Origin of the sequence: Protofrankia sp. Cr2 (assembly GCF_963555885.1) — a bacterium.
Lineage (GTDB): Bacteria > Actinomycetota > Actinomycetes > Frankiales > Frankiaceae > Protofrankia.
Window position 1 is genome coordinate 12,624 of record NZ_CAUVXG010000033.1, and the last position, 23,745, is coordinate 36,368.

General features: G+C 69.4%; 20 protein-coding genes and 2 pseudogenes. 6 read left to right on the top strand and 16 right to left on the bottom strand.

The window, feature by feature from the left end; genetic code table 11:
• Positions 1-90: 90 nt before the first annotated feature.
• From U9978_RS15515 to U9978_RS15520, 3 genes and pseudogenes are all read left to right on the top strand, one after another.
• Positions 91-962 (top strand): annotated as a pseudogene (locus U9978_RS15515) (IS256 family transposase); the annotation flags it as partial.
• Between the two features lie 64 nt (positions 963-1,026).
• Positions 1,027-1,947, top strand: coding sequence for an AMP-binding protein (locus tag U9978_RS24085; protein WP_416210992.1), 921 nt, complete (start codon positions 1,027-1,029; stop codon positions 1,945-1,947).
• 38 nt (positions 1,948-1,985) lie between these two features.
• Complete coding sequence (locus U9978_RS15520) at positions 1,986-2,639, top strand: TetR/AcrR family transcriptional regulator (RefSeq protein ID WP_322761842.1); 654 nt, start codon at positions 1,986-1,988, stop codon at positions 2,637-2,639.
• 616 nt (positions 2,640-3,255) lie between these two features.
• Here the strand turns inward: U9978_RS15520 and U9978_RS15525 are convergent.
• Positions 3,256-3,414, bottom strand: a pseudogene (locus U9978_RS15525) (IS5/IS1182 family transposase); the annotation flags it as partial.
• Positions 3,415-3,526: 112 nt separating this feature from the next.
• On the opposite strand from U9978_RS15525, the gene U9978_RS15530 reads away from it, so the two are divergent.
• The gene (locus U9978_RS15530) at positions 3,527-3,832 is read left to right on the top strand and encodes a hypothetical protein (RefSeq protein ID WP_322761843.1); all 306 of its coding nucleotides are present in this window, start codon (positions 3,527-3,529) and stop codon (positions 3,830-3,832) included.
• On the opposite strand, the gene U9978_RS15535 is transcribed toward U9978_RS15530, so the two are convergent.
• Together U9978_RS15535 and U9978_RS15540 are read right to left on the bottom strand one after the other, a co-directional pair.
• On the bottom strand, positions 3,758-5,443 hold the full coding sequence (locus U9978_RS15535) for an N-acyl-D-amino-acid deacylase family protein (protein ID WP_322761844.1): 1,686 nt from the start codon (positions 5,441-5,443) through the stop codon (positions 3,758-3,760). The genes U9978_RS15530 and U9978_RS15535 overlap by 75 nt on opposite strands.
• A gap of 97 nt (positions 5,444-5,540) precedes the next feature.
• Positions 5,541-6,386 carry an enoyl-CoA hydratase/isomerase family protein gene (locus U9978_RS15540; protein WP_322761845.1) on the bottom strand — a complete coding sequence of 282 codons (846 nt, stop codon included), beginning with the start codon at positions 6,384-6,386 and terminating at the stop codon, positions 5,541-5,543.
• A 325-nt stretch (positions 6,387-6,711) separates the two neighbouring features.
• Here U9978_RS15540 and U9978_RS15545 point away from each other — a divergent pair, with 325 nt between their 5' ends.
• Positions 6,712-7,680 (top strand): FadR/GntR family transcriptional regulator, encoded by a 969-nt coding sequence (locus U9978_RS15545; RefSeq protein ID WP_322761846.1) that lies wholly within the window; start codon positions 6,712-6,714, stop codon positions 7,678-7,680.
• Between the two features lie 180 nt (positions 7,681-7,860).
• On the opposite strand, the gene U9978_RS15550 is transcribed toward U9978_RS15545, so the two are convergent.
• From U9978_RS15550 to U9978_RS15590, 9 genes are all read right to left on the bottom strand, one after another.
• Entirely contained in the window at positions 7,861-8,793 is a 933-nt protein-coding gene (locus tag U9978_RS15550) for a cupin domain-containing protein (protein WP_322761847.1), read from the bottom strand.
• Between the two features lie 73 nt (positions 8,794-8,866).
• Positions 8,867-10,573, bottom strand: a complete 1,707-nt coding sequence (locus U9978_RS15555) for an N-acyl-D-amino-acid deacylase family protein (RefSeq protein ID WP_322761848.1) — start codon at positions 10,571-10,573, stop codon at positions 8,867-8,869.
• Positions 10,574-10,584: 11 nt separating this feature from the next.
• Positions 10,585-11,580, bottom strand: coding sequence for an alpha/beta hydrolase (locus tag U9978_RS15560; protein ID WP_322761849.1), 996 nt, complete (start codon positions 11,578-11,580; stop codon positions 10,585-10,587).
• Between the two features lie 25 nt (positions 11,581-11,605).
• On the bottom strand, positions 11,606-12,535 hold the full coding sequence (locus U9978_RS15565; RefSeq protein WP_322761850.1) for a fumarylacetoacetate hydrolase family protein: 930 nt from the start codon (positions 12,533-12,535) through the stop codon (positions 11,606-11,608).
• Positions 12,532-14,235, bottom strand: coding sequence for an FAD-dependent oxidoreductase (locus U9978_RS15570; RefSeq protein WP_322761851.1), 1,704 nt, complete (start codon positions 14,233-14,235; stop codon positions 12,532-12,534). The genes U9978_RS15565 and U9978_RS15570 overlap by 4 nt, the downstream gene beginning before the upstream one ends.
• Positions 14,232-15,374 carry an acyl-CoA dehydrogenase family protein gene (locus tag U9978_RS15575; protein ID WP_322761852.1) on the bottom strand — a complete coding sequence of 381 codons (1,143 nt, stop codon included), beginning with the start codon at positions 15,372-15,374 and terminating at the stop codon, positions 14,232-14,234. The genes U9978_RS15570 and U9978_RS15575 overlap by 4 nt, the downstream gene beginning before the upstream one ends.
• A gap of 9 nt (positions 15,375-15,383) precedes the next feature.
• On the bottom strand, positions 15,384-16,607 hold the full coding sequence (locus U9978_RS15580; RefSeq protein ID WP_322761853.1) for an acyl-CoA dehydrogenase family protein: 1,224 nt from the start codon (positions 16,605-16,607) through the stop codon (positions 15,384-15,386).
• Between the two features lie 137 nt (positions 16,608-16,744).
• Positions 16,745-17,638 carry an oxaloacetate decarboxylase gene (locus tag U9978_RS15585; RefSeq protein WP_322761854.1) on the bottom strand — a complete coding sequence of 298 codons (894 nt, stop codon included), beginning with the start codon at positions 17,636-17,638 and terminating at the stop codon, positions 16,745-16,747.
• A gap of 176 nt (positions 17,639-17,814) precedes the next feature.
• Positions 17,815-18,936: an acyl-CoA dehydrogenase family protein gene (locus U9978_RS15590; RefSeq protein WP_322761855.1), complete on the bottom strand. Its 1,122-nt coding sequence runs from the start codon at positions 18,934-18,936 to the stop codon at positions 17,815-17,817.
• Positions 18,937-19,097: 161 nt separating this feature from the next.
• On the opposite strand from U9978_RS15590, the gene U9978_RS15595 reads away from it, so the two are divergent.
• Positions 19,098-19,841, top strand: coding sequence for a FadR/GntR family transcriptional regulator (locus tag U9978_RS15595; protein WP_322761856.1), 744 nt, complete (start codon positions 19,098-19,100; stop codon positions 19,839-19,841).
• Between the two features lie 29 nt (positions 19,842-19,870).
• Here the strand turns inward: U9978_RS15595 and U9978_RS15600 are convergent, their stop codons facing one another.
• The 4 genes from U9978_RS15600 to U9978_RS15615 are packed head-to-tail and all read right to left on the bottom strand — an operon-like array spanning position 19,871 to position 23,654.
• Positions 19,871-20,623, bottom strand: a complete 753-nt coding sequence (locus tag U9978_RS15600; protein WP_322761857.1) for an SDR family NAD(P)-dependent oxidoreductase — start codon at positions 20,621-20,623, stop codon at positions 19,871-19,873.
• Between the two features lie 6 nt (positions 20,624-20,629).
• Positions 20,630-21,772, bottom strand: coding sequence for a CoA transferase (locus tag U9978_RS15605; protein ID WP_322761858.1), 1,143 nt, complete (start codon positions 21,770-21,772; stop codon positions 20,630-20,632).
• A gap of 38 nt (positions 21,773-21,810) precedes the next feature.
• Positions 21,811-22,653, bottom strand: a complete 843-nt coding sequence (locus U9978_RS15610; protein ID WP_322761859.1) for an aspartate/glutamate racemase family protein — start codon at positions 22,651-22,653, stop codon at positions 21,811-21,813.
• Positions 22,653-23,654: a TauD/TfdA family dioxygenase gene (locus tag U9978_RS15615; RefSeq protein WP_322761860.1), complete on the bottom strand. Its 1,002-nt coding sequence runs from the start codon at positions 23,652-23,654 to the stop codon at positions 22,653-22,655. Before U9978_RS15615 ends, U9978_RS15610 begins: the two co-directional genes overlap by 1 nt.
• Between the last annotated feature and the right edge of the window lie 91 nt (positions 23,655-23,745).

Consider the following 23,745-nt stretch of genomic DNA (forward strand, 5'->3'; position numbering starts at 1 on the left):
AGCTGTGCTTCGCAACGGACGTGAGCATCCCATGAGACAAGCGCTCTCCTGGCTCGATCGTCACTCGCTCGCGGCGATGTCGTGGTCCCGATCTCCAAGTCCGAGGTGTCGAGGATCTGCGCCGCGCTCGACCGCGACGTCGCCGCCTGGCGGGGCCGGCCGTTGGACCATGTGGGCTTCTGCTACGTCTACCTCGACGCGACCTACTGCAGGTCCGCATCGATGGCCGGGTCGTGTCCCAGGCAGTGGTGATCGCGACCGGGGTGTCGGCCGAAGGGTGCCGTGAGGTCCTCGGGTGCGACGTCGGGGACAGCGAGAGCGAGGTGTTCTGGGTCGACTTCCTGCGCTCGCTGCGCGACCGGGGCCTGGTCGTCGGCTCCGACGGCGTCCGGCTGGTGATCTCCGATGCGCATCGGGGGCTGACCGGCGCGGTGGCCAAGGTGCTGCCCGGCGCGGCGTGGCAGCGGTGCCGGGTCCACCTGCAGCGCAACATCGCCGTGCGGGTCCCCAAGCATGCCGCGGAGATGGTCGCGGCGACCGTACGGACGATCTTCGCTCAGCCGACCGGCGAGCTGGTGCGGGCCCAGGTCGACGTCGTCGCCGACCTCCTCGAGGCCAAGTTTCCGGCCGTCGCTGCGATGCTCACCGACGCGAAGGCAGACCTGACCGCGTTCGCCGACTTCCCCCAGGCCCATTGGCGGAAAATCTGGTCCAACAATCCCCTGGAACGCCTCAACCGCGAACTCAAGCGACGCACCGACGTCGCCGGCATCTTCCCGAATCGTGACGCCCTCATGCGCCTCGCCGGCGCCGTTCTCATCGAAGCCCACGACGAATGGCAGGTCTCCGACCGCCGCTACCTCTCCGAAAAATCCATGAAAGAACTTACCACACCCGCACCGAAACTCGCCGGCACCCAGCCGCCAGCCAGGCTGGACAACCTCGAACTATCCGCGGCATAATAGCCACCGTAGCGGAGAACGTAGAGCACAACGTGAATCGATCTACACTACTCCACGGGACGCTATCTCCGAACTTGCCACCAGGTCAGTACGACTGGCACGTGGAATCCGTGCGGTTGTCCCGCCCGGGAAGGCAGTCGCTATTTGGGCACCGAATTCACCCGAATGGGTCACGGCGATGTACGCGTGTGCGCTCGCCGGCACTCCGCTGGTGCCGCTAAACCCGGCATTTATCGACGAAGAGGCGAGTTCGTTGCTGCATCGCGCCGAGATTGCCCTTGTGTTCACGGTGCCTGAGTACCGAGGGTCGGCCCTACTCCAGCGGGCGTTTGCCCTGGTGTCACAAGGTGGACGTGCCGTCTCCCTGTTAGAAATGTTCGACGAGCTACCTGATCTCGGCGACGCGCTCCCCGAAGTCGACGCACAGTCGCCGTTCGTGATCCAGTATACGTCGGGCACCACCGGCCGACCGAAGGGCGCTGTTTTCAGTCACTTCGCGGCGTATAACTCGGCCCGGATCGGGATCGATGCGATTCTCCCGAGTGGCGACGCTGTGTTTTTTTGCGCGCTTTCGCTTCACCATGTTGGTGAGCACGGCGAACGCTGTATACGGTCCATCCTGAACACGCTGCCCCGGCGCGGACATTGCTGGCGCCCGGACCAGGATTGCTCGTATCCGCAATCGCGGGTATTCCGTCGGCGTCGCCGACGAAGCTCAATCGGCGTTCGAGGCCGCCATGCAGGAGGCGCTGAAGCATGCAAACGGTCAACCGGGAGTGCGCGTACAGAAGTTGCACCTCCAGCTCATCGGCTCCTACGAGCCGGCGAACCTCGCCGACGGTGCGCGATCGGTACGGGCGCTCACCGCGCCGGTCCTGGATCACGCGAAGAGGGCTTCGATCCTACTCACGCTCTATCCATTGCCAAGGAAGCTGAGTCCTCCGCCGTCGCCGCGAGCTGCGGTCCGACTCCGGGCCACAGTTGACAACGCACGGCCTGGCCGCTCGGCGATATGGTATACGCATGAATGCGCGAACTAATCCACAGATCGAAAACTCCGTAAACACGGCGCGTCGGAACACTCGGCGCGATGAACTCGCCAGGGAAACGCGCGGCGCATTGATTACTGCGGCGCGCACGGCGTTCGTGCGACGCGGTTATGGGCACACCTCACTTGATGAAATCGCTGAAGACGTCGGGCTCACCAAGGGCGCGGTGTACCATCATTTCGCCAGCAAGAAGGACCTCTTCCGAGCGGTTGTACATCAGGTCCAGCTTGAGCTCGGCGAGCGAGTCGGAGCCAAGCATCCTCGATCGATCGAAGGCGACGTGTGGCCTCGCTTCGGTGAGCTGATTGCGGGCTTCCTCGATGGGACGACGAACCCCGACGTGAGGCAAATCTTGCTTGTCGACGGTCCGAAAGTACTCGGTTGGGAGGAGTGGCGGACGGTCGAGACGCAGTACGCCACTAACTTCATCGAGACATACATCGCGACTGCGCTAAAGCGTGGCGAAATACCCGCGCTCTCGCCAGCTGTGCTTGCGCAGTTTTTTGTCGCACTCATGGAAGAGGCCGGGCGGATGATGGTCGCGCCTGCAGCGACACCTGCTCGACGGCAGGAGATCGTCGCGACCCTTGCGACCCTGACCGAACGCCTGCGCACACCCACAGAGTGAAATCAGCCGCTTAGGCTTCGTCGCCGGCTCTAGCTAAGCTAGTGGTTCGTAATAGCTCTGGCTTTACTTCTAACGGCGATTACTGTTAAGTTGGACTATGGCCTTGACTGGCCTTGAACGCGCCGAGCTGCAGCGGGTTGCTTCGGATCGGAGCATCAGTGCGACGTTGGCATCTCGGTGCCGCATGGTCCTGTGGCGCGATGACGGCCGTTCCGTCGCGGAGATCACGAGGTGGGTGTCGGTGACGAAACCGACGGTGTACACCTAACTGGATCGTTACGACAAGTTCGGAATGCGCGGGTTGGAAAACGTTCCGAAGCCCGGCGGGCCGCCGAAGGTCGCGCCGCGGGTACGTGCCCGGATTCTTGCGTTGACCCGCTGCAGCCCTCCGTCGGAGTCGGGGTTGGTGTGTCCTGAAGGGAACTGGATGAGGTTCTGATGTAGAAGACGGAAGGCTCGACAGCGACCATGCTGTTGCGGAGATGAAGGTAGGTCCTTCGGTATCGGCATGCAGGTGCTGGTACCAAACCGCCGCGAGCTGCTGTGGTGAATGAGCCTTTCCGCGTAACCATCCGTTGCGTTGCGTAACATCAATGGTGTGTTCCCGTGTCGGCTGTCAGGTGGTGCGGCCGTGCTCGATGTGGAGGATCACGAGGGCGGCTTTCGCGATGAGACCGATCTTCCAGGAGTCGAGGCTGATGTTCGGCAGGGCCTTGAAATGCTTCAGAAGGGCATTCGCGCGTTCGCCGACGGCCCGCAGTGCCTTGTTGGTACGTAGTCTGAAGTGCGGTGGGTGGACGGTTCGGGGTGGGGCCGGCGGGGGTTGGTGGTGACACGCCGGCTGCGGTGCATTATGTCGGGCTCGTCGAGGTGGTTTGATGCGGTACATGACGATTACCGAGCCGGAGGCAGGCCCCGCTGAGGGTGGCGTGTCGCTGGACGCGGTCATGGAGAACACCCGGCTGTGTGCCCGGGTCGCGGGGCTGGTGGCGGAGAACGCCCGGCTCGTCGCGGCGGACGCGGCGCGGGATGCGGAGGTCGCGGCGCTGCGGGAGCGGGACGTGTGGCAAGCGCAGGGTTCAAGTGGTTATAGCGACGCTCCAATCTTGGCGTGGCCTTTAGCGCCTGGCGTCGAGCAGCGTTCCGGGATGCGCGCCGGTTGCGTGGTCCGTTTCCTGGGTCAGCACACCTGACACGATCGTGGCCCGGTAGCCACCGCCTGCCCGGCGTAGCCGGCTGGCCCCGCCAGGCAAATCGTCGACGAACTCTTCCGGGTGGTAGCGCAGCTCGTCGAGGTCGAACACGACGAGGTCGGCGTGCGCGCCGACCTCGACCACGCCCCGGCCGGCGAAGCCGAAGAGTCGCGCCTGCCGGCCGGTGAGTTGGTGGACGGCGTCTTCGAGGGTCAGGTCGCCGCGCTCGCGGACATGCCGCGTCAGTACCAGCGTGGTGTCGCCGGCGGCGCACATCATCTGCAGGTGCGCCCCGGCGTCACTGTTGGAGATGATGGCGGCCGGATGCGTCAATGCCTCGGCGACCGCGTCGACGTCGGCGTTGTAGACGCCGACCGCGACGATGCCCGGGTTGAGATCGTTGTCGACGAGCCAGTCGGCGAGGACGTCGGAGGGGTGGCCGCCACGGGCGGCGACCAGGTCGGCGAAGGTGCGGCCGACCCATTTTTCATGTTCCGGCCGGGTCACGGAGACCAGCCGCAGCATGCCGTGCTCGTGATGGCGGAACATCGTGCGGGGCACCCTGTCCCACTCCGCGCGGGCCACCGCCCGCCACTGCGGGTCGGCGAGCAGTCGGCGCTTCTCTGCGGCCGGTGCCTGCACGATTCGGTGCCATCCCGCGGCCAACGCGAAGAACGACATCCCGCCGAACCAGTTGAATCGGATGTCCATGGTGCGGGGGGTGATCTGCGGGTAGACGAGGTCGCCCTGCGCCTGTAGCGCGGCCGCCCGGTCCAGCGCCGACCGGAGCTGGTCGGGGTGCTGGTCGTCGTGGACGACACCGTTGTAGGTGGCGAGCACCCCGCGGGGACGGCATAGCCGGGCCATCCGGTCGACGTCGTCGTGAAAGCGCCGCCGCGCCACGTTGGGAATGTAGGAGAGGAAGGCGCCGTGGTCGGCGACAACGGCGAGGAGGGCGGCGAACTCCTCGTCGTCGGCGAGGCGGGACGGCACCGGGCGCTTGCCTGCGTCCTCGTCGAAGAACGAGGTGGACAGGGCAAAGGCGCCGGCGGCCAACGACTCGTCGAGCGCGCCGGCGATGGCCCGCCGCTCCGTCTCGGTCGCCGGGCGTTCCCAGGCGGCCTCTCCCATCACCCACATCCGCAGCGGGGTGTGCCCGACCTGGGCGGCGAGATTGACACCGAACCCACGCTGGCGCAGGACGTCCCGGTACTCGGGGTACGACGACCAGCCCCAGTCGACCGCTTCGTTGAAGACGTCGGCGGGTAGGTCCTCCACGTAGCAGAACAGGTCACGGACCGCGTCTCGGTGCTCGGGCCGGACCGGGGCCAGCGACAGTGAGCAGTTGCCGGTCAGCGCGGTGGTGACGCCGTGCACCGCCAGTGGGTCCGCGGCCGGATCCCAGAACACCTGTGGGTCGACGTGGGTGTGGGTGTCGATGAAACCCGGGGCGACGATGGCCCCGGAGGCGTCCAGCTCCGGCTCGCCGTCCGGGTGCAGGCCCGCGGCCACCTCGACGACGCGTCCGTCACGGACCCTGACGTCCGCGCGCCGGCCTGGTCCGCCGGTTCCGTCGACCACTGTTCCGCCACGCACGATAAGCGACGTCACCGGGCTCCTTGCCGAACGTCGGATTGCCCTCGGGGAATTGCGGCAAACAGGACCCGGCCGCGAGCGGCGTCGTCTCCGGCGGCTGTGCCATGGGCTTTCATCGCCTGCGGTAGACGGCCGGCCGCCGATCGCGGCGGGCGGCTTCGGCCTCTGCCGCGTCGTCGGTACGGGAGTTGCGGGCCATCCGCTCGGCCTCCGCCGCCAGGTGGTCGGCGAACCCCAACCGCTCCCCGTCCCGGAAGTTCGCCTTCATCGTTTCCACCGCCAGCGGGGGCGCGGCCGCAACCTGACGGGCCACGCCGAGCGCGTGCGCCAGCGCAGTGCCCGCCGGGACGACGTCCTCGACCAGGCCGATCTGCAGTGCCCGCGCGGCGTCCACCCGGACGCCGGTGAAGTACAGCTCGCGGGCGAGCCCGGGACCGACGATGCGCGGCAGCGTCCAGGTCCCGCCGTAGTCGCCGGACTGACCGGCGGCTGCATAGGCGGTGACGAAGACCGCGGTGACGTCGGCGTAGCGCAGGTCGCAGGCACACGCCCAGGACAGTCCGGCACCCGCGCACGCTCCGTTGACGGCGGCGATCGTCACTTTCGGCATCTCATGCAGCAGCAGTGCGGTGCGCATGTTGCGCTGGGTCCGCACCACGTCGGCGTGAACGGTGCCGCGACGGCCCAAGCCCACCAGCATGTCCCGGTCGGCGCCGGCACAGAACCCGCGGCCTGCACCCGTCATGACGACCGCGCGGACCGCGTCATCGGTCGCCGCGCGCTCGAGCAGACCCTCCAGGCGCGCCATCAGCTCATACGTCAGGGCGTTCAACCGATCTGGCCGATTGAGCGTCACGACTGCGGTGGTGCCGTCGACCACCTCGTACGTGACGGATTCGCTCGTTCCCTCACCCGCCGGCGATCCGTTCCCGTTGACCGGTCGCGAGCCGGCACTCAACGTGGCCGTCCCGCCGACCCGAACCGCCGACTGGGGACACCCGCCCGCTCACGACGCGCTAGCCATGGCGTGAACATCAGGCGCATCCTGGCGCTGGCCACGCTGGCGAAGCTCATGGTTCAACCATATAACCATATTGGTGGGCGTGGTCAATCGAAGCGGGGAGGAACCGCAGGGCGCCGGCGACGCGCCGGGGTCTACCAGGCACCGCCGTCTTCGGGTGCCCGACCGGGCTTGCGGGTTGTCGAGGCGCGGGCGCTGCCATGAACGCCAACCCAAAGGTCGTACCATAGACCGTCGCGTAGTACCGAGAGGGAGGCTGTTTGTGACGTCTGGACCACCGACCCCCGTCGGTGCCCCGCCCGACTCGGCGGAGGAGCTGCCCCCAACAGCCGACGCCTCCACAACAGCGGACTTGGCGGACGCGGCCGGCATGACCAGCCGAGCCGCCGAGGCGGCCGCAACAGAGCTGAGAATGGAGCCCCGGGGTGTCGGGCTCGGGGCAGCCGGGGTGATGATCGCGTCGGACGGTCCTCTCGTCTCGCCAGCTCGCCCCAGCCGGACCTTCGACGAGGTCATCCGCCAGCTTCGGGACCTCATCAGCCGGCGGGAGGTAAGGGTCGGCGACAGGCTGCCGTCAGAACGTGCGCTGGCCGAACAGTTCCAGGTCAGCCGCAATATGGTGCGCGAGGCACTGCGGATGCTCGAGATCACCGGGATGATCGAGCTGCGCAAGGGCCGCTACGGCGGCGCCTTCGTCTGCACCGGCCGACCGGAGATCGTCACGCAGAGCCTCGCCGACATGATGCACTTGGCGGCCTTTTCGCTGGCCGACCTGACCGAGGCCCGACTGTGGCTCAGTAGCACGGTCGTACGGGTGGTCAGCCAACGCGCGACCGAGGCGGATCTTGACCGACTCGCCGCGAACGTCGACGCCGCCGTCGCCTACGCAGCCGCCGCGGACTGGCACCACGTCGCGCAGGTCAACATGCGGTTCCACGACATGCTCGCCGAGCTGGCCGCCAACCCGGTGCTGAAAATCATCCACGACTCGGTCATGGGCGTCATCCGCGAGATATCTCTTGCCCTCGGCCCGATCAAGAGCGATGCAACCGTCCGACACCGGGTGAAAATCCTGGAGCACCTTCGCCAGCGCGACGCCGACGCGGCGGCCGAGGAGATGGCGGCCAACCTCGCGTCCGTACACGAGTTCTGGCTGCGTGAAATCGGGGATCGGCCGGTCGGTTCGATCACCGGGGCCGTCTCCGCCGCCCTACGCCGGGACGCGGGCTAGGACGCTGCTGATCGGGTTTGTGGCGGTTGGCCGGTGGGATGGGCAGCAGGGGTTCGATGACGCGGCGGCGACGGGGTGTTCCGGATCGTGTGGAAAACAGCGCCGTCCTAGGGCATCTCCCGTCGATCGAAGATCCACGGGAGATGCCCTGATTGCCTACGCACCCGATCACCTGCCCCGCTACCCGTTGCTCTCCTCCCGGTAGAGATGCAGGTGACGCAGCAGCGGCTCGTCGCTCGCCCGAAGCACGACCGCGTCCTGGCTGGCAGTCACCCGGTGCCGCCACCAGGGCGGGATCGCCACCACGTCACCGCGCGACGCCGTGAATTTCGATTCGCCGTCCTCGACGTCGACGACCACCGCGCCTGCCAGCGGGATGAGCAGGCTGCTGGTGGTTATTCGACGGGTCGGCAGCGACGCCCCACCGGTCAGGCTCAGCGCCTGCAGCTCGATCGTCAGCAGGTGGTCGGCGCCGAACGCGGCCCGTCGTACGCCTGGCGCGATCTCCGGCGCCGACCGTGCGAGTTCCGCCGCGGCGAACCGCATCGGAGAGGCCGGGTCGGCGTGCTCGATCGTCTGACGCAGGTCCGGGTGGGTCTCGAAGAACATGGCCCGCAGCTGGTGGATCAGCGGTACGTCGAGGATGTCTATCCAGTATGCCTCCTGGTCGCTGTCGTTTCCGTGCCCGTGCCACTTCCAGTTGGGTGTCAACAGGACGTCGCCGTCGGCCATGTTGATGCGGGTGCCGTTGACGACGGTGTAGGTGCCGGGTGGGACTTCGACGGCCACCCGCAGGGCGCTCGGAGTGTGGTGATGCGCCCGGGGGGACTCGTGCGGGAGAACCATCTGGTAGGCCGCGACCAGGTTCGGCGTCGAGGAGTAGGTGTTGCCCTCCTTCGGGTTGACACAGATCAGGTTGCGGCGTTCGGCGAACTCCACCGACACGAACTCCCCCGCCGCGTGTAAAGCCGCTCGGGCATCGGTGTAGCGCCAATGAAACGGCGGAAAATCCCTCTTCGGCTCCGGATAAAGCGACGGCTCGGGCTTGGCCCACCCCGGTCCGAAGGAGCGTTCGGCGAGTTCATCGAAATATCCGTCCGGTGCTGTCCCCACGGCACGATCTCCCTTCGGTCGACGTCCCTATCAACCGCACCTGGTTGTACGTCCCGGCTCACGCTCGACCGTGTTATGCGGGTGCCGCCTCGCCGCGGCCGATGAACCCACCCGGCTGCGCCCCCGTCAGCGTGCCCTCGGTCTGCGTCACGACGCCGGCGACGATCGTGTGCCGGAACCCGCCCGGAGGCCGACGCAGCCGCCTGCCGCCGCCGGGCAGGTCGGCGACGAAGCTGTCGGGCTCCCAGGCGAGATCCTCCAGAGCAAAGACGGTCAGGTCCCCGGCGAGCCCCGGCGCGATCCGGCCGCGGTGGCTCAGGTTGAACGCGTCAGCTTGGCGGCCGGTCAGCGCGTGCACCGCCTCCTCGACGGTGAAGTCGCCGCGGTCGCGGACATGCCGCGCCAACAGCAGCGTGGTGTCACCGGCGGCGCAGAACATGGTGAGGTGCGCTCCGGCGTCACTGTTCGACACCAGCGCGCCCGGGTGACGCAGTAGCCCCGCGACGCCGTCGGGGTCGTAGTTGGACAGTCCGACCCCGACGATGTCGGGTACGAGATCCTCCTCGAGTACCCAGTCCGCCAGCACGTCGGACGGGTGGCCGCCCCGCGCTGCGACCAGGTCGGCCAGCGTGCGGCCGACGAACCACTGGTTCTCCGGCCGCCTGGCGGCCATGATCCGCACGCGGTCGGGCACCCGGTGCGGGAACGGGTTGAAGGTGACGGTGTCCCACTCCTCGCGGGCGACCCGGCGCCAGTCCGGGTCGGCCAGCAGCCGCCGCTTCTCCGCCTCGTCGGCCTGGATGACGCGGTTCCACCCCTGGGCGAGATTCATGAAGCTCATGCCGCCGAAGAAGTTCGGCCGGACGTCCATCGTCCGCGGGGTGACCTGCGGGTAGACCCGGATCCCTTCGTTCTGCCAGGCGGCGGCCCGGTCGAGCATCTCGTGGAAGGGCCGTTCGGCTCGTTCGTTGTGGTAGATCCCGAGCCAGGACGAGGCGACCCCGCGTGGGGCGCACAGGCCGACGAAGCGGTCGACATCGCCGGCCATGTACCTCAACTGCTGGCGGGGAATGAACTCCAGCGGGGCGTCGTAGCGGGCGAGCACGTCGATCAGGGCGGCGTGCTCGGCGTCGTCGGCGAGCACGCTCGGCACGGGGCGGCCAGCCGGGTCCTCGTCGAACATCGACGTCGACAGGCCGAAGGCGCCCGCCCGCAGACAGCCGTCCAACACGCCCGCGAGTTGCTCCCGCTCCGCCGCGGTCGCGGGACGTTCCCATGCCTCGTCACCCATCACGAACATGCGCAGCGGGGTGTGGCCGACGAGGTACGCGGCGTTCACGGCGGTGCCGCCGCGACCGACGACGCAGTCGCGGAACTCTGCGAACGTCGACCACGACCACGGCACGGCCTTCTCGAAAGCCTCCCGGGGGATGTCCTCGACGAACGCGAAGATCGTGGTGATGGCCTGCCGGTGCTCCGGCCGCAACGGCGCCAGCGAAAGGGAGCAGTTCCCCGTCACGACGGTGGTGACCCCGTGCTGCGGCATCGGGTCGCACAGCGGATCCCAGAACAACGAGGGATCCAGGTGGGTATGCAGGTCGATGAAACCGGGGGCGACGTAGGCCCCGGCGGCGTCCACCGTCCGCTCACCGCCGCCCTCGGCGCTCAGCCCTGGCCCCACCTCGGCGATGACGCCGTCCCGAACCCGGACGTCGGCGCGATGCGCGGCCGCGCCGGTGCCGTCGACGACGGTTCCGCCCTGAATCAGCACAGAGCCCATCGATCCCTCCCTCACCTGTCGATATCCGCCGACAGCGACCGCGGCGACAGCGACCGCGGCGACATCACGGACTGCACCGGCACCCCCGACGCGGTGGGAAGGCGCGTCTGGCCGGCCGCGGCGGGCGCCTTCGCCTGCGTGGGTGGCCAGCCCCGCGAACCGGCTCGGGGGAGGATCAGGTCGGCGAAAGCGGCAGGGTCCTCGTAGCCGAACAGGTGATGACCCCGCGCCGCCTCCAGCGGCACCCCGATCCGCGCCGCCTGCCGCTCGAACCACCGGCGGGGAAGGTGAGACTCGTCGCCTGCTGCCACCACCGTCGGACATGACGGGCGGCCGAGCGCTGCCCAGGCGCGCGGCGCACTGTCAGGATGCCAACTGCCCACGTACGCGCGGGCCTCGTCGTCTGGATGGCAGCACAGCTCGACGGACCCGTCCGGGCGCGGGCGGGTGCCGGCGTCGGCATAGGCGGCCCGGACAACCGGGGAAAGCTCGGCGAACGGCCGCCGGACGCGCAGATATTCGTCCAGCTCGGCGCGACTCGGGAATGTCGGCCGCCGGCGCGCCGCCGCGGCGGCGCTTCGCCGGCCGCCGACATAGGAATCGGGCCCGGCGGGCTCGGCGGCGGCGTCGACGATGATCGCCTCCGCGAGGACGACGCCGACCGGCGGCACACCCAGCTCACCCAACAGCTCCGCGAGCAGCACCGCGACACCGCCGCCAAACGACATCCCCACCACCAGCGGGCGCTCGACACCCAGAGCGGACAGCACCGCCGCAGCGTCATGGGCAACCCCGGTGAAGGTCAGTGGGACCCCGTCGGGCAGAGCCTCGGACCCCCCGTGGCCAGGAAGATCCAGCGCAACAGGTCGGCACACCGCGGCGATCTCCGCGGCAAGTGGGCCAAACATCTGTGCGCAGAAACCGGCCGGATGGAGCAGCAACACGGGCGGACCTGCGCCGCCCCAGTCGTAGGCGGTGACGCGCCGCCCCTGCCGCCTCACGGCCACGACATCCACTCCACCGGCCATTGGGTTACGCGCCGATCGACGGGGTCGGTTGGTTCCCGCAGGTGCGGCTCTCGTACTCGAATGCGATGTTCGTGCCGCCGACGCCCTGGACCACCGGGACGGACATGGTGCCCACCGACTCGATGGTGATGGTCACCTCGTCGCCCGCCCGTAGCGGACCCACGCCCTCCGGAGTGCCGGTCGCGATCACGTCGCCGGGATGCAGGGTGGTGACCGATGAGGCGAGGACGATCATCTCGCGGACGTCGACGATGAGGGACCGGGTGTTGGCCTTCTGCCGCAGTTCGCCGTTGACGGTCAGGGCCAGGTCGAGGTGGTCCGGGTCGGCGATCTCGTCGGCGGTGACGATCCAGGGGCCGAGCGGCGTGAAGGTGTCGTAGGACTTGCGCATCACGCGTTCCTCGGAACCTCGCACGGTGACGTCGATCAGGCAGGAGTACCCGAAGATGTGCCCGAGCGCGTCCGCGCGGGAGATGTGCCGGCCGCCTCGCCCGACGATGATGGCGAGTTCGCACTCGTGGTGGACCTGCCGTCCGGGGAGATCCGGGAGCACGATGGGATCGGCCGGTCCACTCAGCGACGAGGGGGTCTTGAGGAAGAAGCCGTTGCGGTCGGCGCGGTTCTTCGAGGTCATCTCGGCGATGTGGGCGTGGTAGTTCGCCGGGTAGGCCAGCAGCTTGCTCGGCCAGCCGACCGGCGCGAGCAACCGCACCAAGGTCAACGCGACGCCGGGCCGCGTCGCCAACGCTTCGACGATCCGCGGTCGTAGCTCGTCGAACGCGGCGATGAGGGCCACGTCGGCGACCGGGGGCCAGCTGTCGGCCGGCACCGGGGAGATGTCGGTGATGTCGACGACTTGCGCACCCCGGTCGTCGGCGTCCCGGATCACGCCGATCGCCGCAACGGCTCCGGCGGCAAACCGCACCAGCCTCATACGGGAACCTCCCGCGTCGGGGCCTCCTGGGCCGGGGGTGCCGACCGTCGCCCTGAGTAGGCTCCGCGGACCATGTCGAGGACTCCTCCGGGGTCGGCGGGCGGCACGTCGGCGCGCCAGGCGACATGGCCGTCCGGCCGGACGAGCACATACCGGGTCTCATAGGCGGCGACGACGTCCGGTGTGTCGAGGGTGACGACGGACAGCGGCACCCCGCGCGTGGCGGCAGCGGCCTCGAAGGAACCCGTGTCCACCCCAGTCGTGCCCTCGGTATCCGCGGCCGCATCGGTCCCGAGCCGGAGCAGGACGAAGCCTCGGCCGAACAGGTCCAGGGTGGACCGGCCGTCGCCGAGCCAGACGTGCGGCGCCCGCGCGCCGGGATAGGTCGTCTGGGTGTAGGTCATCTTCTCGTCCGGCGGCTCCGGTGAGCCGTCCGGGACGAACACCGGAGAGGCATAGCGGTAGCCGAGGTGGATGCCCAGGGTGTGCCACTCGTGCTTCATCTGCGCGGCGAAGCCCTGGCCGACATACCGGCGGGCGCGCTCACCGGCGTCACCGGGTTCCAGGAACTCCGGCGGTGGCCGGAGCTCGTTACGCGGCGACAGCATCCGGCCCAGGTTCCTGCTGGCCTCGGCGACGTTGCGCTGCGCTATCGGGCGCCGGTCATGTTCGTAGGATGCGAGCAGGCCGGGGGTGCCCCAGCCGTCGAGGGTGGCGGCGAGCTTCCAGGACAGGTCGACCGCGTCCCCGATGCCGGTGTTCATGCCGAAGCCGCCGGTCGGGGACATCACGTGGGCGGCGTCGCCGGCGACGAACACCCGCTCGGTGCCGTAGCGGTCGGCGACGAGCTCGCCGCGGGTCCATGGGACGACGGTCTCGATCTCGTAGTCGATCGGGACGCCGACGGCCCGCAGGATCGCCTCGTGGATCTCGGGGGTAGACCACACCCGCGGCGTGGCGTCCCCGATCAACGACATCCGCCAACGGTCGGCGCCGTTGATGGCGACGATCGTCGCCCAGGTGCCCTCCGGACCGATGAAGATGAACCGGTATGCCTTGGCCTTGTCGTGGCGGTCAGGCAGGTCCCGGCAGCGAAAGATGATATTGGTCGTGTAGGTCAGGGCCGGCGTTCCACTCATCCGGATGCCGGCCAGGTTACGCACGGCGCTGGACGCCCCGTCACAGCCGACCACGTATCGGGCGGTGCATCGCCGCTCGGTGCCGGTCCCACCGACATCGCGCAGCGTAACTTCGACGTGGTCGGGGTGCTCCACGAGGTTGACGAGCTCTGTGTGATAGCGCAGGGTGACGTTGTCAAAGGATGTCGCGAACCGGCGCAGGATCGGGTCGAACATGTCCTGCGGGCAGCGTTCCCGGATCTGCGGGCTCTGCGGCGGCGGGACCGCGGCGGCCATCGCCGGGACCCTTTCCCGGCCCAGTTCATAGCCGTTGAGGGCGGTGACGTAGGCGTTGTCCTGCGGGTAGTCGCGGGGGTAGGGCGAGTCGATCACATCCTGGACGATGCCCCAGCGTCGGCAGTGCTCCATCGTGCGGATACCGACCAGATCCATTTTCGGTTGGTAGATCGAGCCGTCGCCGCGCTCCACCAGTGTGCTCGGCACCCCCCGCCACGCCAGGTCGCAGGCGAGGGCCAACCCGACCGGACCAGCGCCGACGATGAGGACGTCGATGTCGGTCACCCGATCACCCCCCGGGCGATGATCTCTTTCTGGATCTCGGTGGTGCCCTCCAGGATGGCGATCAGCTTCGCGTCGCGGAAGAGCCGCTCGACCGGGTGGTCGCGCATGTACCCGGCGCCGCCGAGGAGCTGCACGCAGGTGGTCGTGACCGCCATGCAGACGTCCGCGGCGAACGCCTTGGCCATCGAGGAGATGGTGACCAGCTCGTCGTGCGGCACGCCGGCGTCGAACTGGCGGGCCACTTCGTAGACAAGGCAGCGGGCCGCCTCGAGCTGAGTGGCGGCCTCCGCGATCATCCAGCGCAGGCCCTGGAACCCGGCGACCGGCCGGCCCTTGATCTCCCGCTGCTCGCAGTAGGCGATCGCGTAGTCGAGCGCGGCCTGCGCGCCGCCGATGCCCATCGCGCCGATCGTCGGCCGGTTGATGTGCAGGGAACGCAGCGCGGCCCGGAAGCCCTTGCCGTCCTCGCCGAGCATGTTCTCCTCGGGTACCCGGAGGTCCTCGAAGAACAGCGACACGTTCGGCACGCCGTGCTGGCCCATCTTGCGGTCCTGCGCCCCGACGACGAAACCGGGGGTGGCGGTGTCGACGATGAAGGCGCTGATGCCCGCGCCTCGAGGCTGGTCGTTCGTGCGGGCCATTACCAGTGCGTATTTCGCGACGCTGCCCCAGGTGATGTAGGACTTCTGGCCGTTGATAACCCAGGACGAGCCGTCCTTGACCGCTCTGGTACGCATCGCCGCCGGGTCGGAGCCGGCGTCAGGCTCAGACATCGCCAGGCAGGTGAGCGACCTGCCTTTGGCGATCTCGGGCAGGAATCGCTGCTTCTGCTCCTCGGTACCGAAGTTCAGCAGCGGCTGGACGAACACGCCGCACTGGCCGCCGAGCTGACCGAGCCCGGTAAGGCCACCCCTGGCAATTTCCTCCCGGGCGATACAGGTTGACGTGAGGTCGCCGCCGGGTCCGCCGTAGTCTTCCGGCACGGCGAGCTGGAGTAGGCCCATGTCCCCGAAGACCTCGATCAGTTCCTCGGGGAACCGGTCGGACTCGTCGACCTCGGCGGCGATCGGCGCGACGCGGTCCGCGACCATTTCGGCGACAGCTTCGCGGAACATTTCGTGCTCGGCATCCAGCCGCATGTCAGCTCCTCACCTGCTGCGATCGGTGGTAGACGCGTCCGTTGCCGGCCCGGTGCCCGGCGGCCGCCGGGCCGTGGCCGAGCGGATCAGGCCGCGGGCGATGGTGTTGAGCTGGATCTGGCTGGTGCCCTCGTAGATGGTGGTCAGCTTCGCGTCCCGCATGTACCGCTCGACCGGGTGGTCATCCATGTAGCCGGCGGCACCGAGCACCTGCACGGCGTCGGTGGTCACCCGCATCGCGGTTTCCGCGGTCATCCACTTGACCATGGAGGAAAGCGTCGCGATGGAGTCCAGGGGCGCGCCCTCGTCGACCTGCCGGACGCATTCGTAGAGCAGGCAGCGAGCCGCCTCCAGACGGGTCGCCATGTCGGCGAGCATCCACCGCAGGCCCTGATATTCGACCAGGGAATGCCGCCCCTGATACCGCTGCTTCGCGTAGTCGCGGGCGTAGCTGAACGCGGCTTGGGCCCCACCCACGGCGATCGCGCCAATCGGCGGGCGCATGAGATGCAACGCCCGCATCGCCGACCGGAAGCCGTCCCCCTCGTCGCCGAGCATGTTCTCGGTCGGGACCCGCAGGTCGTCGAAGAACACCTCGACGTTGGGGATGCCGCGGCCGCCCATCTTGACGTTGTGCCGGCCCTCGATGAAACCGGGGCTGTCCGTCTCCACCAGGAATGCGCTGATGCCACTGCCACCACCCCGTCCGGGCACCGGCTCGCCGGTACGGGCGAAGATCAGCGCGTAGCGGGCCGCCTTGCCGTAGCTGATCCACGACTTCTGCCCGGTGACGACCCAGGAGCCGCCGTCTCGGCGGGCCCGGGTCGTCATCACCGTCGGGTCCGAGCCGGCCCCGGCCTCGCTGAGGCAGACACAGGCGATGGCGCCCTTGGCCAGCTCGGGCAGGAATCGCTCCTGCTGCTCACGGCTGCCGTAGGCCAGCAGCGGGTAGGCGACGATCCCATTCTGTCCGGCGAGCTGGGCCAACGCCATCGACCCGCTCTCGGCGACCGCCTCCCGGGCCACGCATACCGAGGTCAGATCGGCGCCCGGGCCACCGAAACGCTCCGGGATCATCAACTGGACCAGGCCCAGGTCGACGAACCGTTCGACGATTTCCGGCGGGAGTTGGTCCTTCCGATCGACGTCGGCCGCGATCGGCGCGATCTCCCGAGCGCCGAACGTCAGCACCGAGCGCCGGAACGCCTCGTGCTCCGCCGCCAACCGCACCATCCGCCACCTATCCCCGTCGGTCTTTAATGGTTGAACCTAAAATCTGGGTGCCGGCGCGGTCAAGGTGTAGCGCGTGAACAGGGCAGGCTGGGGGTGGCTGCCTACAACCGACGCTCGCTGTGCGTCGTCGGGATCGGCTAGGCGCTCGTCCGGTTGGGCGGGGGGCTGGCGTACCGCTCCTCCAGCTCGTCGAACGCCGGTTTGCCGACCAGGTCCTGCCGCTCCTGCCACGAGATCATCTGCGCCTGGACCTCCTCGGTCGTCCCGTGCTTGCGCAGGTGGGTGAGGACGCCGCGCATGCCGTAGACAGCCGCCCGCAGGGCCGCGTTGGCATAGAGCACGCAGGAGAAGCCGAGCGCGCCGAGCCGGTCGGCCGGCAGCAGCGGGGTCCGGCCGCCCTCCACCATGTTCACCAGCAGCGGCCCGGGCAGACTGGCGCCGATCCGTGCGATCTCCTCGACGGCCTGCGGGGCCTCCACGAACAGGACGTCGGCCCCGGCCTCGTGGTAGGCGTGCGCCCGGTCCAGCGCCTCGGCCAGACCGTGCACCGCCCGCGCGTCGGTCCGCGCGATGATCGTCAACCGGTCGTCGTCGCGTGCGTCGAGCGCCGCGTGGATCTTCGCGACCATGTCGGCGGCCGGGATGACCTGTTTGCCCTCGAAGTGGCCGCAACGCTTGGGGAACGTCTGGTCCTCGAGCTGGATGGCATTGGCGCCGCGGCGCTCGAGGACCTGCACGGCGCGGTGGACGTTGAGCGGGCCGCCGAAGCCGGTGTCGGCGTCGACGATCAACGGCACGTCGACCGCCAACCGCAGGGCCTCGGTGTGGTCGGCGAGCTGGCTGAGGCTCACCAGTCCCACGTCGGGGGCACCGAGGTAGCTGTTGGTGAGGCCGGCGCCGGTCAGGTACACGGCCTCGAAGCCGGCGGCGACCGCGACCCGCGCGCTCAGCGCGTCCGCGGCGCCCGGGACGACGAGCGGGGACGCCGCCGCGAGCAGCTCGCGGAGCCGGGCGTTGCGGGCGTCAGTCATGGCGGTGGCCGTCGACGGTGCGGTGCATCAGGGCGTGTCCTTCCGCTGTGCCCCGGCTGGCCGGGGCTGGCTGGTCCGGCCTGCCGTGCGGTGACGCTCGGCACCTGGTGGCCCTGGTGGCCCTGGTGGCCCTGGTGGCGCGGCGAGTCTTCCTGGTTGGGCGGGGTGGCGGGGCGTCAGGCGTCCAGCAGCGCGCGGGCGATCGTGTTCTTCTGCACTTGGGTCGTGCCTTCGTAGATCGTCGTGACGCGGGCGTCCCGGACGAACCGTTCGACCGGATGGTCGGCCATGTAGCCCGCGCCGCCGAGCAGCTGCAGCGCGTCGTTGGTCACCCGCACCGCGGCCTCGGAGGCGTACAGCTTGGCCATCGAACACAGCGGCGCGACGGTGCCGACGGGGACGCCGGCGTCGAGCCGTTCGGCACATTGGTAGATCAGTGCCCGCGCCGCTTCCAGCTCGGTCCACATGTCGGCGAGCATCCAGCGCAGTCCCTGCAGCTCGGTCATGGGACGTCGCTTGTACTGCCGGTCCGCCAGGAACGCCTTGGCGTAGTCCAGCGCGGCGAGCCCGCCGCCGAGCGGGATGGCGGCCATCATCGCGCGGTTCTGGTGCAGGCCCTGTAGTGCGGCGGCGATCCCCGAGCCCTCCTCGCCGAGCAGGTTCTCGGCTGGGACGCGCACGTCGTCGAGGACGATCTCGACGTTCGGGAAGCCGCGCTGGCCCATTTTGACGTTCGTGCGCACCTCGTGGAAGCCGGGACTCGCGGTCGGCACGATGAACCCGCTGATCCCCTTCGACCCGGGGGAGTCATTGGTTCGTGCGAATACGGTGGCGTACGTCGCCAGTTTTCCCCAGCTGACGTAGGACTTCTGGCCGTTGATGACCCAGCTGGAGCCGTCCCGACGGGCGTGCGTTGCCAGCCGGGACAGGTCGCTGCCGGCCTCGGCCTCGGTCAGCGCGACGAGGCAGACGGCCCCGCGGGCCAGCTCCGGCAGCAGCCGGCGACGCTGCTCCTCGGTGCCGAGCTGCCGTAGCGCGAGCGCCAGGGTGTTGTTCTGGCCGGCGAGGGTGGCCAGGGCCATCGAGCCGGCGCGAGCGACCTCCTCCCGGGCGAGGCAGATGGAGGTGATGTCGGCGCCCGGCCCGCCGTACTCGGCTGGCACGGCGAGCTGGATCAGCCCGTTGTCGCGGAACACCTCCATCACCTCCTGCGGCCAGGAGTCGGTGCGGTCCATCTCGTCGGCGATCGGGCTGACGTGGGTGCGGGCAAGCTGACGCACCGTCTTCTGGAATGCCACGTGCTCCTCGGACAACAAGGGTGGTGTCCTCCCGTCGACGCGCTAGGTCGGCAAGTAAAAACATGAGAATGAATATGCGTCGATCCCGGGGGAGTGGCGGCGGCCGCCGCTGGCCGCCCACGTAGGGTCGGTGTCGACGAACTGGTGCGGGGAGGGTGGCGGTGAGCGAGCAGGCCCCTGCCGGGCCGGGGGAGAAGCTGCCGGAGTGGCTCGCGCGAAACATCGCCGGTGACATCGCCGGTAGACGCCTGCCGGCCGGGTCCATGCTGCCGGCCGAACAGGTGATGACCGAGACGTTCGGCGTCGGTCGCGCGTCGATCCGCGAGGCGCTGCGGATCCTGGAGACCCAGGGGATCATCTCGCTCAAACGCGGCCCCGGCGGCGGCCCGGTGGTCGCCGACTACACCGGTCGGGACTTCGCCCGGGTGGCCACGTTGCACCTGCAGATGTGGGGGGCGACCTACGGGGACCTCGCCGAGTCGCTGGTCGTGACCGAGTCCCAGCTGGCGAGGTTCGCCGCCGAACGCGGCCGGGAGCGCGCACCGCTGCTGCGGCAGGCGAACGTCCGGGTGCGTTCGGCGTCGGACGACGAGGAGGTGCGGGCCGGCTTCCGCCAGTTCCACGAACTCATCGACCTGCTGTCGGGTAACTCGGTGCTCAACCTGTTCGCCTCCGCCATCCGCGTGATCAACCGGGTGCAGCCGGAATGGAGCACCGTCGACGGCTACCTCGTCAGCCCGGAGGGGCGTGAGCAGACGGTCGCCGAACATGAGGCGATCACCTCGGCGATCGGCCGCGGCCATGCCGCCCGCGCCGAACGGCTGATGCGCGACCATCTGACCCGCCAGATCGCGGTGTCGACGCAGCCGGCGGACTGGCGCGACGAGCCGGTGACCTGGAGCTGACCGGGACGCCGGAAGACCACCCGTTCCGCTCATCGCCACCGTCCCCCGGAGACGCCCAGCACCTCGCCCGTGACGAAGCCGGACCCGCGGCCCAGGAGATAGAGCACGGCGTCGGCGACGTCGCGCTCCTCGCCCAGGCGGCGCACCGGCGTCTTGGCCACCGCGCGGCGCTTGAGGTCTTCGAAGTAGGTCAGCGTTCGGACGCGGTCGGTCTCCACGAAGCCGGGTGCCACCGCATTCACGGTGATGCCGTGTTCGCCGAGTTCCAGCGCCAGCGCGTAGGTCAGCCCGACCAGACCGGCCTTGGCCGCGCAGTAGTTGACCTTGTTGCGGTCGCCCAACCGAGCCCGGGAGGATATGTTGACGATCCGCCCGTAGTGCTGGCCGATCATCGACGGCACGATCGCTCTGGTCACGTAAAACGGTGCCGTCAAGTTCACCTCCAGGACGCTCGCCCACTGCTCGTCCGTCATCTCGCCGATCGGCGCGTCGCTGGAGAAACCGGCGCAGTTCACCAGCGCCTGGATGCTGCCGAGCCGCGTCACCACCGAGCCGACGGCAACGTCGACCGCGGCGCGGTCGGTCACATCGGCGACCACCGGGTGGGCGTGCCCGCCGGCCGCCACCACCGCGGCGACCGTCGCGTCGGCGGCGGCGTCGTCGCGGTCCCACACGACCACCCGGGCGCCCTCCGCAGCCAGGGCCCGCACGATGGCGGCGCCGATCCCACGGCCGCCGCCCGTCACCACGGCGACATGCCCGGAGATTCCCAGGTCAGCCATGGCCGGCTAGTCCCTTTCCGGTTGGTCATCGACCGGTGCGCCCCCGAGCCAGTCCCGGAGCACGGCCGTCCGGTCGGCGCCGAGCCCGGGTGCGTCTCCCCGGACGTGCACCGAACCGTCGGCGAACTGGAACGGTGGGTTGAACAGGTAATGCTCGCCGCCGGCGTCACGGCGGGGATGCAAGACCCCGCGCTGGCGCACCTGGGGGTCGGCCAGCGCCTCGGCCGGGGTCCGGTAGGGCGCCGCCGCGACCCCGACCTCGGCGAGCAGCTTCAGACACTCGGCGGTGTCCCGCCGCGCCGTCCACGCAGCCACCGCCGCCATCAGCTCGTCCCAGTGCAGCTCCCGTTGCTCGGTGTCGAGCCAGCGCGGGTCCTGCAGCCAGTCCTCCCGCCCGATGACCGGCAGGAGCGCGGTGACCTGCTTGACGTTGACCGGCGCCACCGACACGAAACCGTCCGTGGTCGGCATCGGCCGGTAGATGCTGCGGATGGCGGGCTCGGCAAGCTGCGCCACCTGCATCTCGTAGACCATCAGCGCGAGCATGCCGTCGAACATCGACACGTCGATGTACTCCCCGCATCCCGTCCGGGTCCGCCGCAGCAGCGCCGCCTCCACCGCGACGCAGGCGTACAGTGCGCCCACGACGTCAGCGAGGAAGATCGCGGTGCTGGCCGGCGTGTCCTGGCCCACCTGGTAGCCGAGGTTCGCCAGGTCGTAGCCGGACGAGGCATGGATGTTGGGCGCGTACGCCGCGTTCAGCGCCGACGGTCCGGTCTGGCCGTAACCGGAGATGGCGCAGTACACCAGGCCGGGGTTGGCCGCCGACAGCTCGGCGTAGCCCAGGCCGATCCGTTCCATGACCCCGGGCCGGTTGTTCTCGACCAGAACGTCGGCCGCCGCGGCGAGCTCCCGCGCTGTGGCGAGGTCGGCCGCGTCCTTGAGGTTCAGCACGATCGAGCGTTTCCCCGCGTTGAGCTGCGCGAAGTACCGGCTTACCCCGCCGAGGATCGGGGTGCGCCGGCGGTTGTGGTCGCCGCCGGGCGGTGCCTCGACCTTCACGACGTCGGCGCCCAGGTCGACGTAGAGCCGGGTGCCGAGCGGGCCGGACATCATCGTGGAGAAGTCCAGGACCCTGACATTGCCCATGGGGGGCGGGCCTCCCGCCCCCGCCGCTTCCTCCGCGCTCACTTCGTCCCCCGGTCGCGGGCCGGGTCCGATGCCGGCACTTCGGGCCGGCTGTCCGCCCGGTCGAGGGCGGCGAGCAGGTCGTCGTCCGGCCGGCTGTACCCGCCGGCGTGCGAGGTCGACAGGCCTGTGCGCCGCCGGAGCATGACGAGCATCTCCGTCCAGGCCAGCACCACCGCGAACGGGTCCAGGACCCCCAGACCGCCCGCCTGGCGGACCCCCCGCTGATAGAGCAGCTCGTTCAGGGCGCCCTCACCGGGGATGACGAGGTCGGCCCCGGCCGCGGCAGCCTCGCCGGCAGCCTGCTCGAAGGAGGCCGCCACGCCGTCGTCGGCGCCGTCGAGAGCGGCGATGATCTCAACCTCGGTCACAGCCGGTCGCAACCCGACGACGACGATCTCTGCCCCAAGGCTCACTCCCCGTAGCAGGGCGCGCATCCGCGGCACCGCGCCGGCCGACAGCGCCACCACCGCAGGTCGTGTCGCCAGGTTGCCGGCGGTCAGCAGGGCCACCTGGGCCATCGACACGACCGGGATGTCGACCAGCGACCGGCACTCGGTGAGGAACGGGGCGCCGAACGTGGCCAGCGCCACGGCGTCGTAGCCCTCGCGTTCCGCTTGGCGGACCTGCCCGATCACCTGCTGGGTGATGACGAGGCGGGCGTAGGAATGCGCGAGCACGGTGGCGGGCGGCCGCCCCGCGTAGGAGCCGGGGGCGGCGCCGTGCAGCACCACCTCCGTCCCCTCGTCGATCACCGCGGCGGCGTGCTTCTCCAGACAGGCGGCGTAGGACCCGAACTCCCCCAGGGGAGCCATCGACTGGTGCCAGATACGCAACGCCATCAGTAGTCGCCCGCCAGTTCGGCGGCGGCTGTCGCGCGTCGCTGGTCGTCGGCCATCCCCGCGACGTTGGTGGTGTGGAACGGGTGCAGCGGCGTCGGCACCTCAGCCCCCACGGAGACGTGCCACATCACCCGGTTGTCGGTCGCCGGCCAGCCGTCGCGGCGGTGCACCGCCATTGCGTTGTCCCAGATGACGAAGTCGTCGGGGGCCAACGCCACGGACAACGTCGCCGGGCAGGCGTCCACCGCCTCCCACATCTCATCCAGCAGCGCGCGGCTCTCGGTCTCGGTCATGCCCTCGATCAGGCTGTCCCGCCGGGCCGGGAGGTACAGGAACGGACGCTGGGTACGCAGGTGACGCCGGACCAGCGGGTGTAGCCGGCCGAGCCGGCGGTCCGCCAGCGGCAGCGACGTTCCGCTGCGGGCGACCTCCACCTCGATCTGACGGGCGTACTGGTAGTGGCGGGCACGTAATCGGCCGATCCGCTCGCGGAGATCCGGGGGGAGCCCGTCGTAGACCGCCGCCATGTCGGTGAAGTACGTCCGCGGCGCCGGGTCGGGGGTAACCCGGCAGTAGAAGGCGATGACGCTGGTCGGCACCTCCCACGCGGTGCTGTCGCTGTGCCAGATCTGCGCGGCGGAGTTGCCGTCGCCGAGCGGGCGGCCGTCAGCGGCGACACCGTTGGAGATGACCTTGACGAAGTCGTGGCCGGGCACGTGGTGCGGCTGGACCCCGGGCACCCGACGCCGGATGTCGATCGGCTGGCCCCACTGCGACGCGACGTGCACCATGGCGCCCGGGCCGAGCCGCTGTCCCCGCATCAGGATCACCACGTGTCGGTCCATCGCCTTACGGGCCAACTCGATGAAGCCGTCGTCGTAGGCGACGTCCTCCAACTGGACGCCCGAGATCTCCACGCCGAGATGTGGCGTCAACGGCGCCAGCGCTAGCTGGGACAGGTCGTAGCCGACCGCGCTGCCCAGCGGGATGACGGAGGCCATCGGTCCCCTTCCGGCGCCTGGATGTTTCTTGCCAAGTGCGGAGAAGGGTAGCGACCGCCAACGCCCGACGTACAGATTCCTGCGAATAAAA

Excerpts from the sequence above, each read along its gene's own strand:
- U9978_RS15600 (WP_322761857.1), bottom strand. The coding sequence starts at position 20,623 with ATGGCTGACCTGGGAATCTCCGGGCATGTCGCCGTGGTGACGGGCGGC.
- U9978_RS15605 (WP_322761858.1), bottom strand. The coding sequence starts at position 21,772 with ATGGGCAATGTCAGGGTCCTGGACTTCTCCACGATGATGTCCGGCCCG.
- U9978_RS15585 (WP_322761854.1), bottom strand. The coding sequence starts at position 17,638 with ATGACTGACGCCCGCAACGCCCGGCTCCGCGAGCTGCTCGCGGCGGCG.
- U9978_RS15575 (WP_322761852.1), bottom strand. The coding sequence starts at position 15,374 with ATGCGGCTGGATGCCGAGCACGAAATGTTCCGCGAAGCTGTCGCCGAA.
- U9978_RS15555 (WP_322761848.1), bottom strand. The coding sequence starts at position 10,573 with ATGGGCTCTGTGCTGATTCAGGGCGGAACCGTCGTCGACGGCACCGGC.
- U9978_RS15565 (WP_322761850.1), bottom strand. The coding sequence starts at position 12,535 with ATGAGGCTGGTGCGGTTTGCCGCCGGAGCCGTTGCGGCGATCGGCGTG.
- U9978_RS15580 (WP_322761853.1), bottom strand. The coding sequence starts at position 16,607 with ATGGTGCGGTTGGCGGCGGAGCACGAGGCGTTCCGGCGCTCGGTGCTG.
- U9978_RS15615 (WP_322761860.1), bottom strand. The coding sequence starts at position 23,654 with ATGGCCTCCGTCATCCCGCTGGGCAGCGCGGTCGGCTACGACCTGTCC.
- U9978_RS15520 (WP_322761842.1), top strand. The coding sequence starts at position 1,986 with ATGAATGCGCGAACTAATCCACAGATCGAAAACTCCGTAAACACGGCG.
- U9978_RS15610 (WP_322761859.1), bottom strand. The coding sequence starts at position 22,653 with ATGGCGTTGCGTATCTGGCACCAGTCGATGGCTCCCCTGGGGGAGTTC.
- U9978_RS15530 (WP_322761843.1), top strand. The coding sequence starts at position 3,527 with ATGACGATTACCGAGCCGGAGGCAGGCCCCGCTGAGGGTGGCGTGTCG.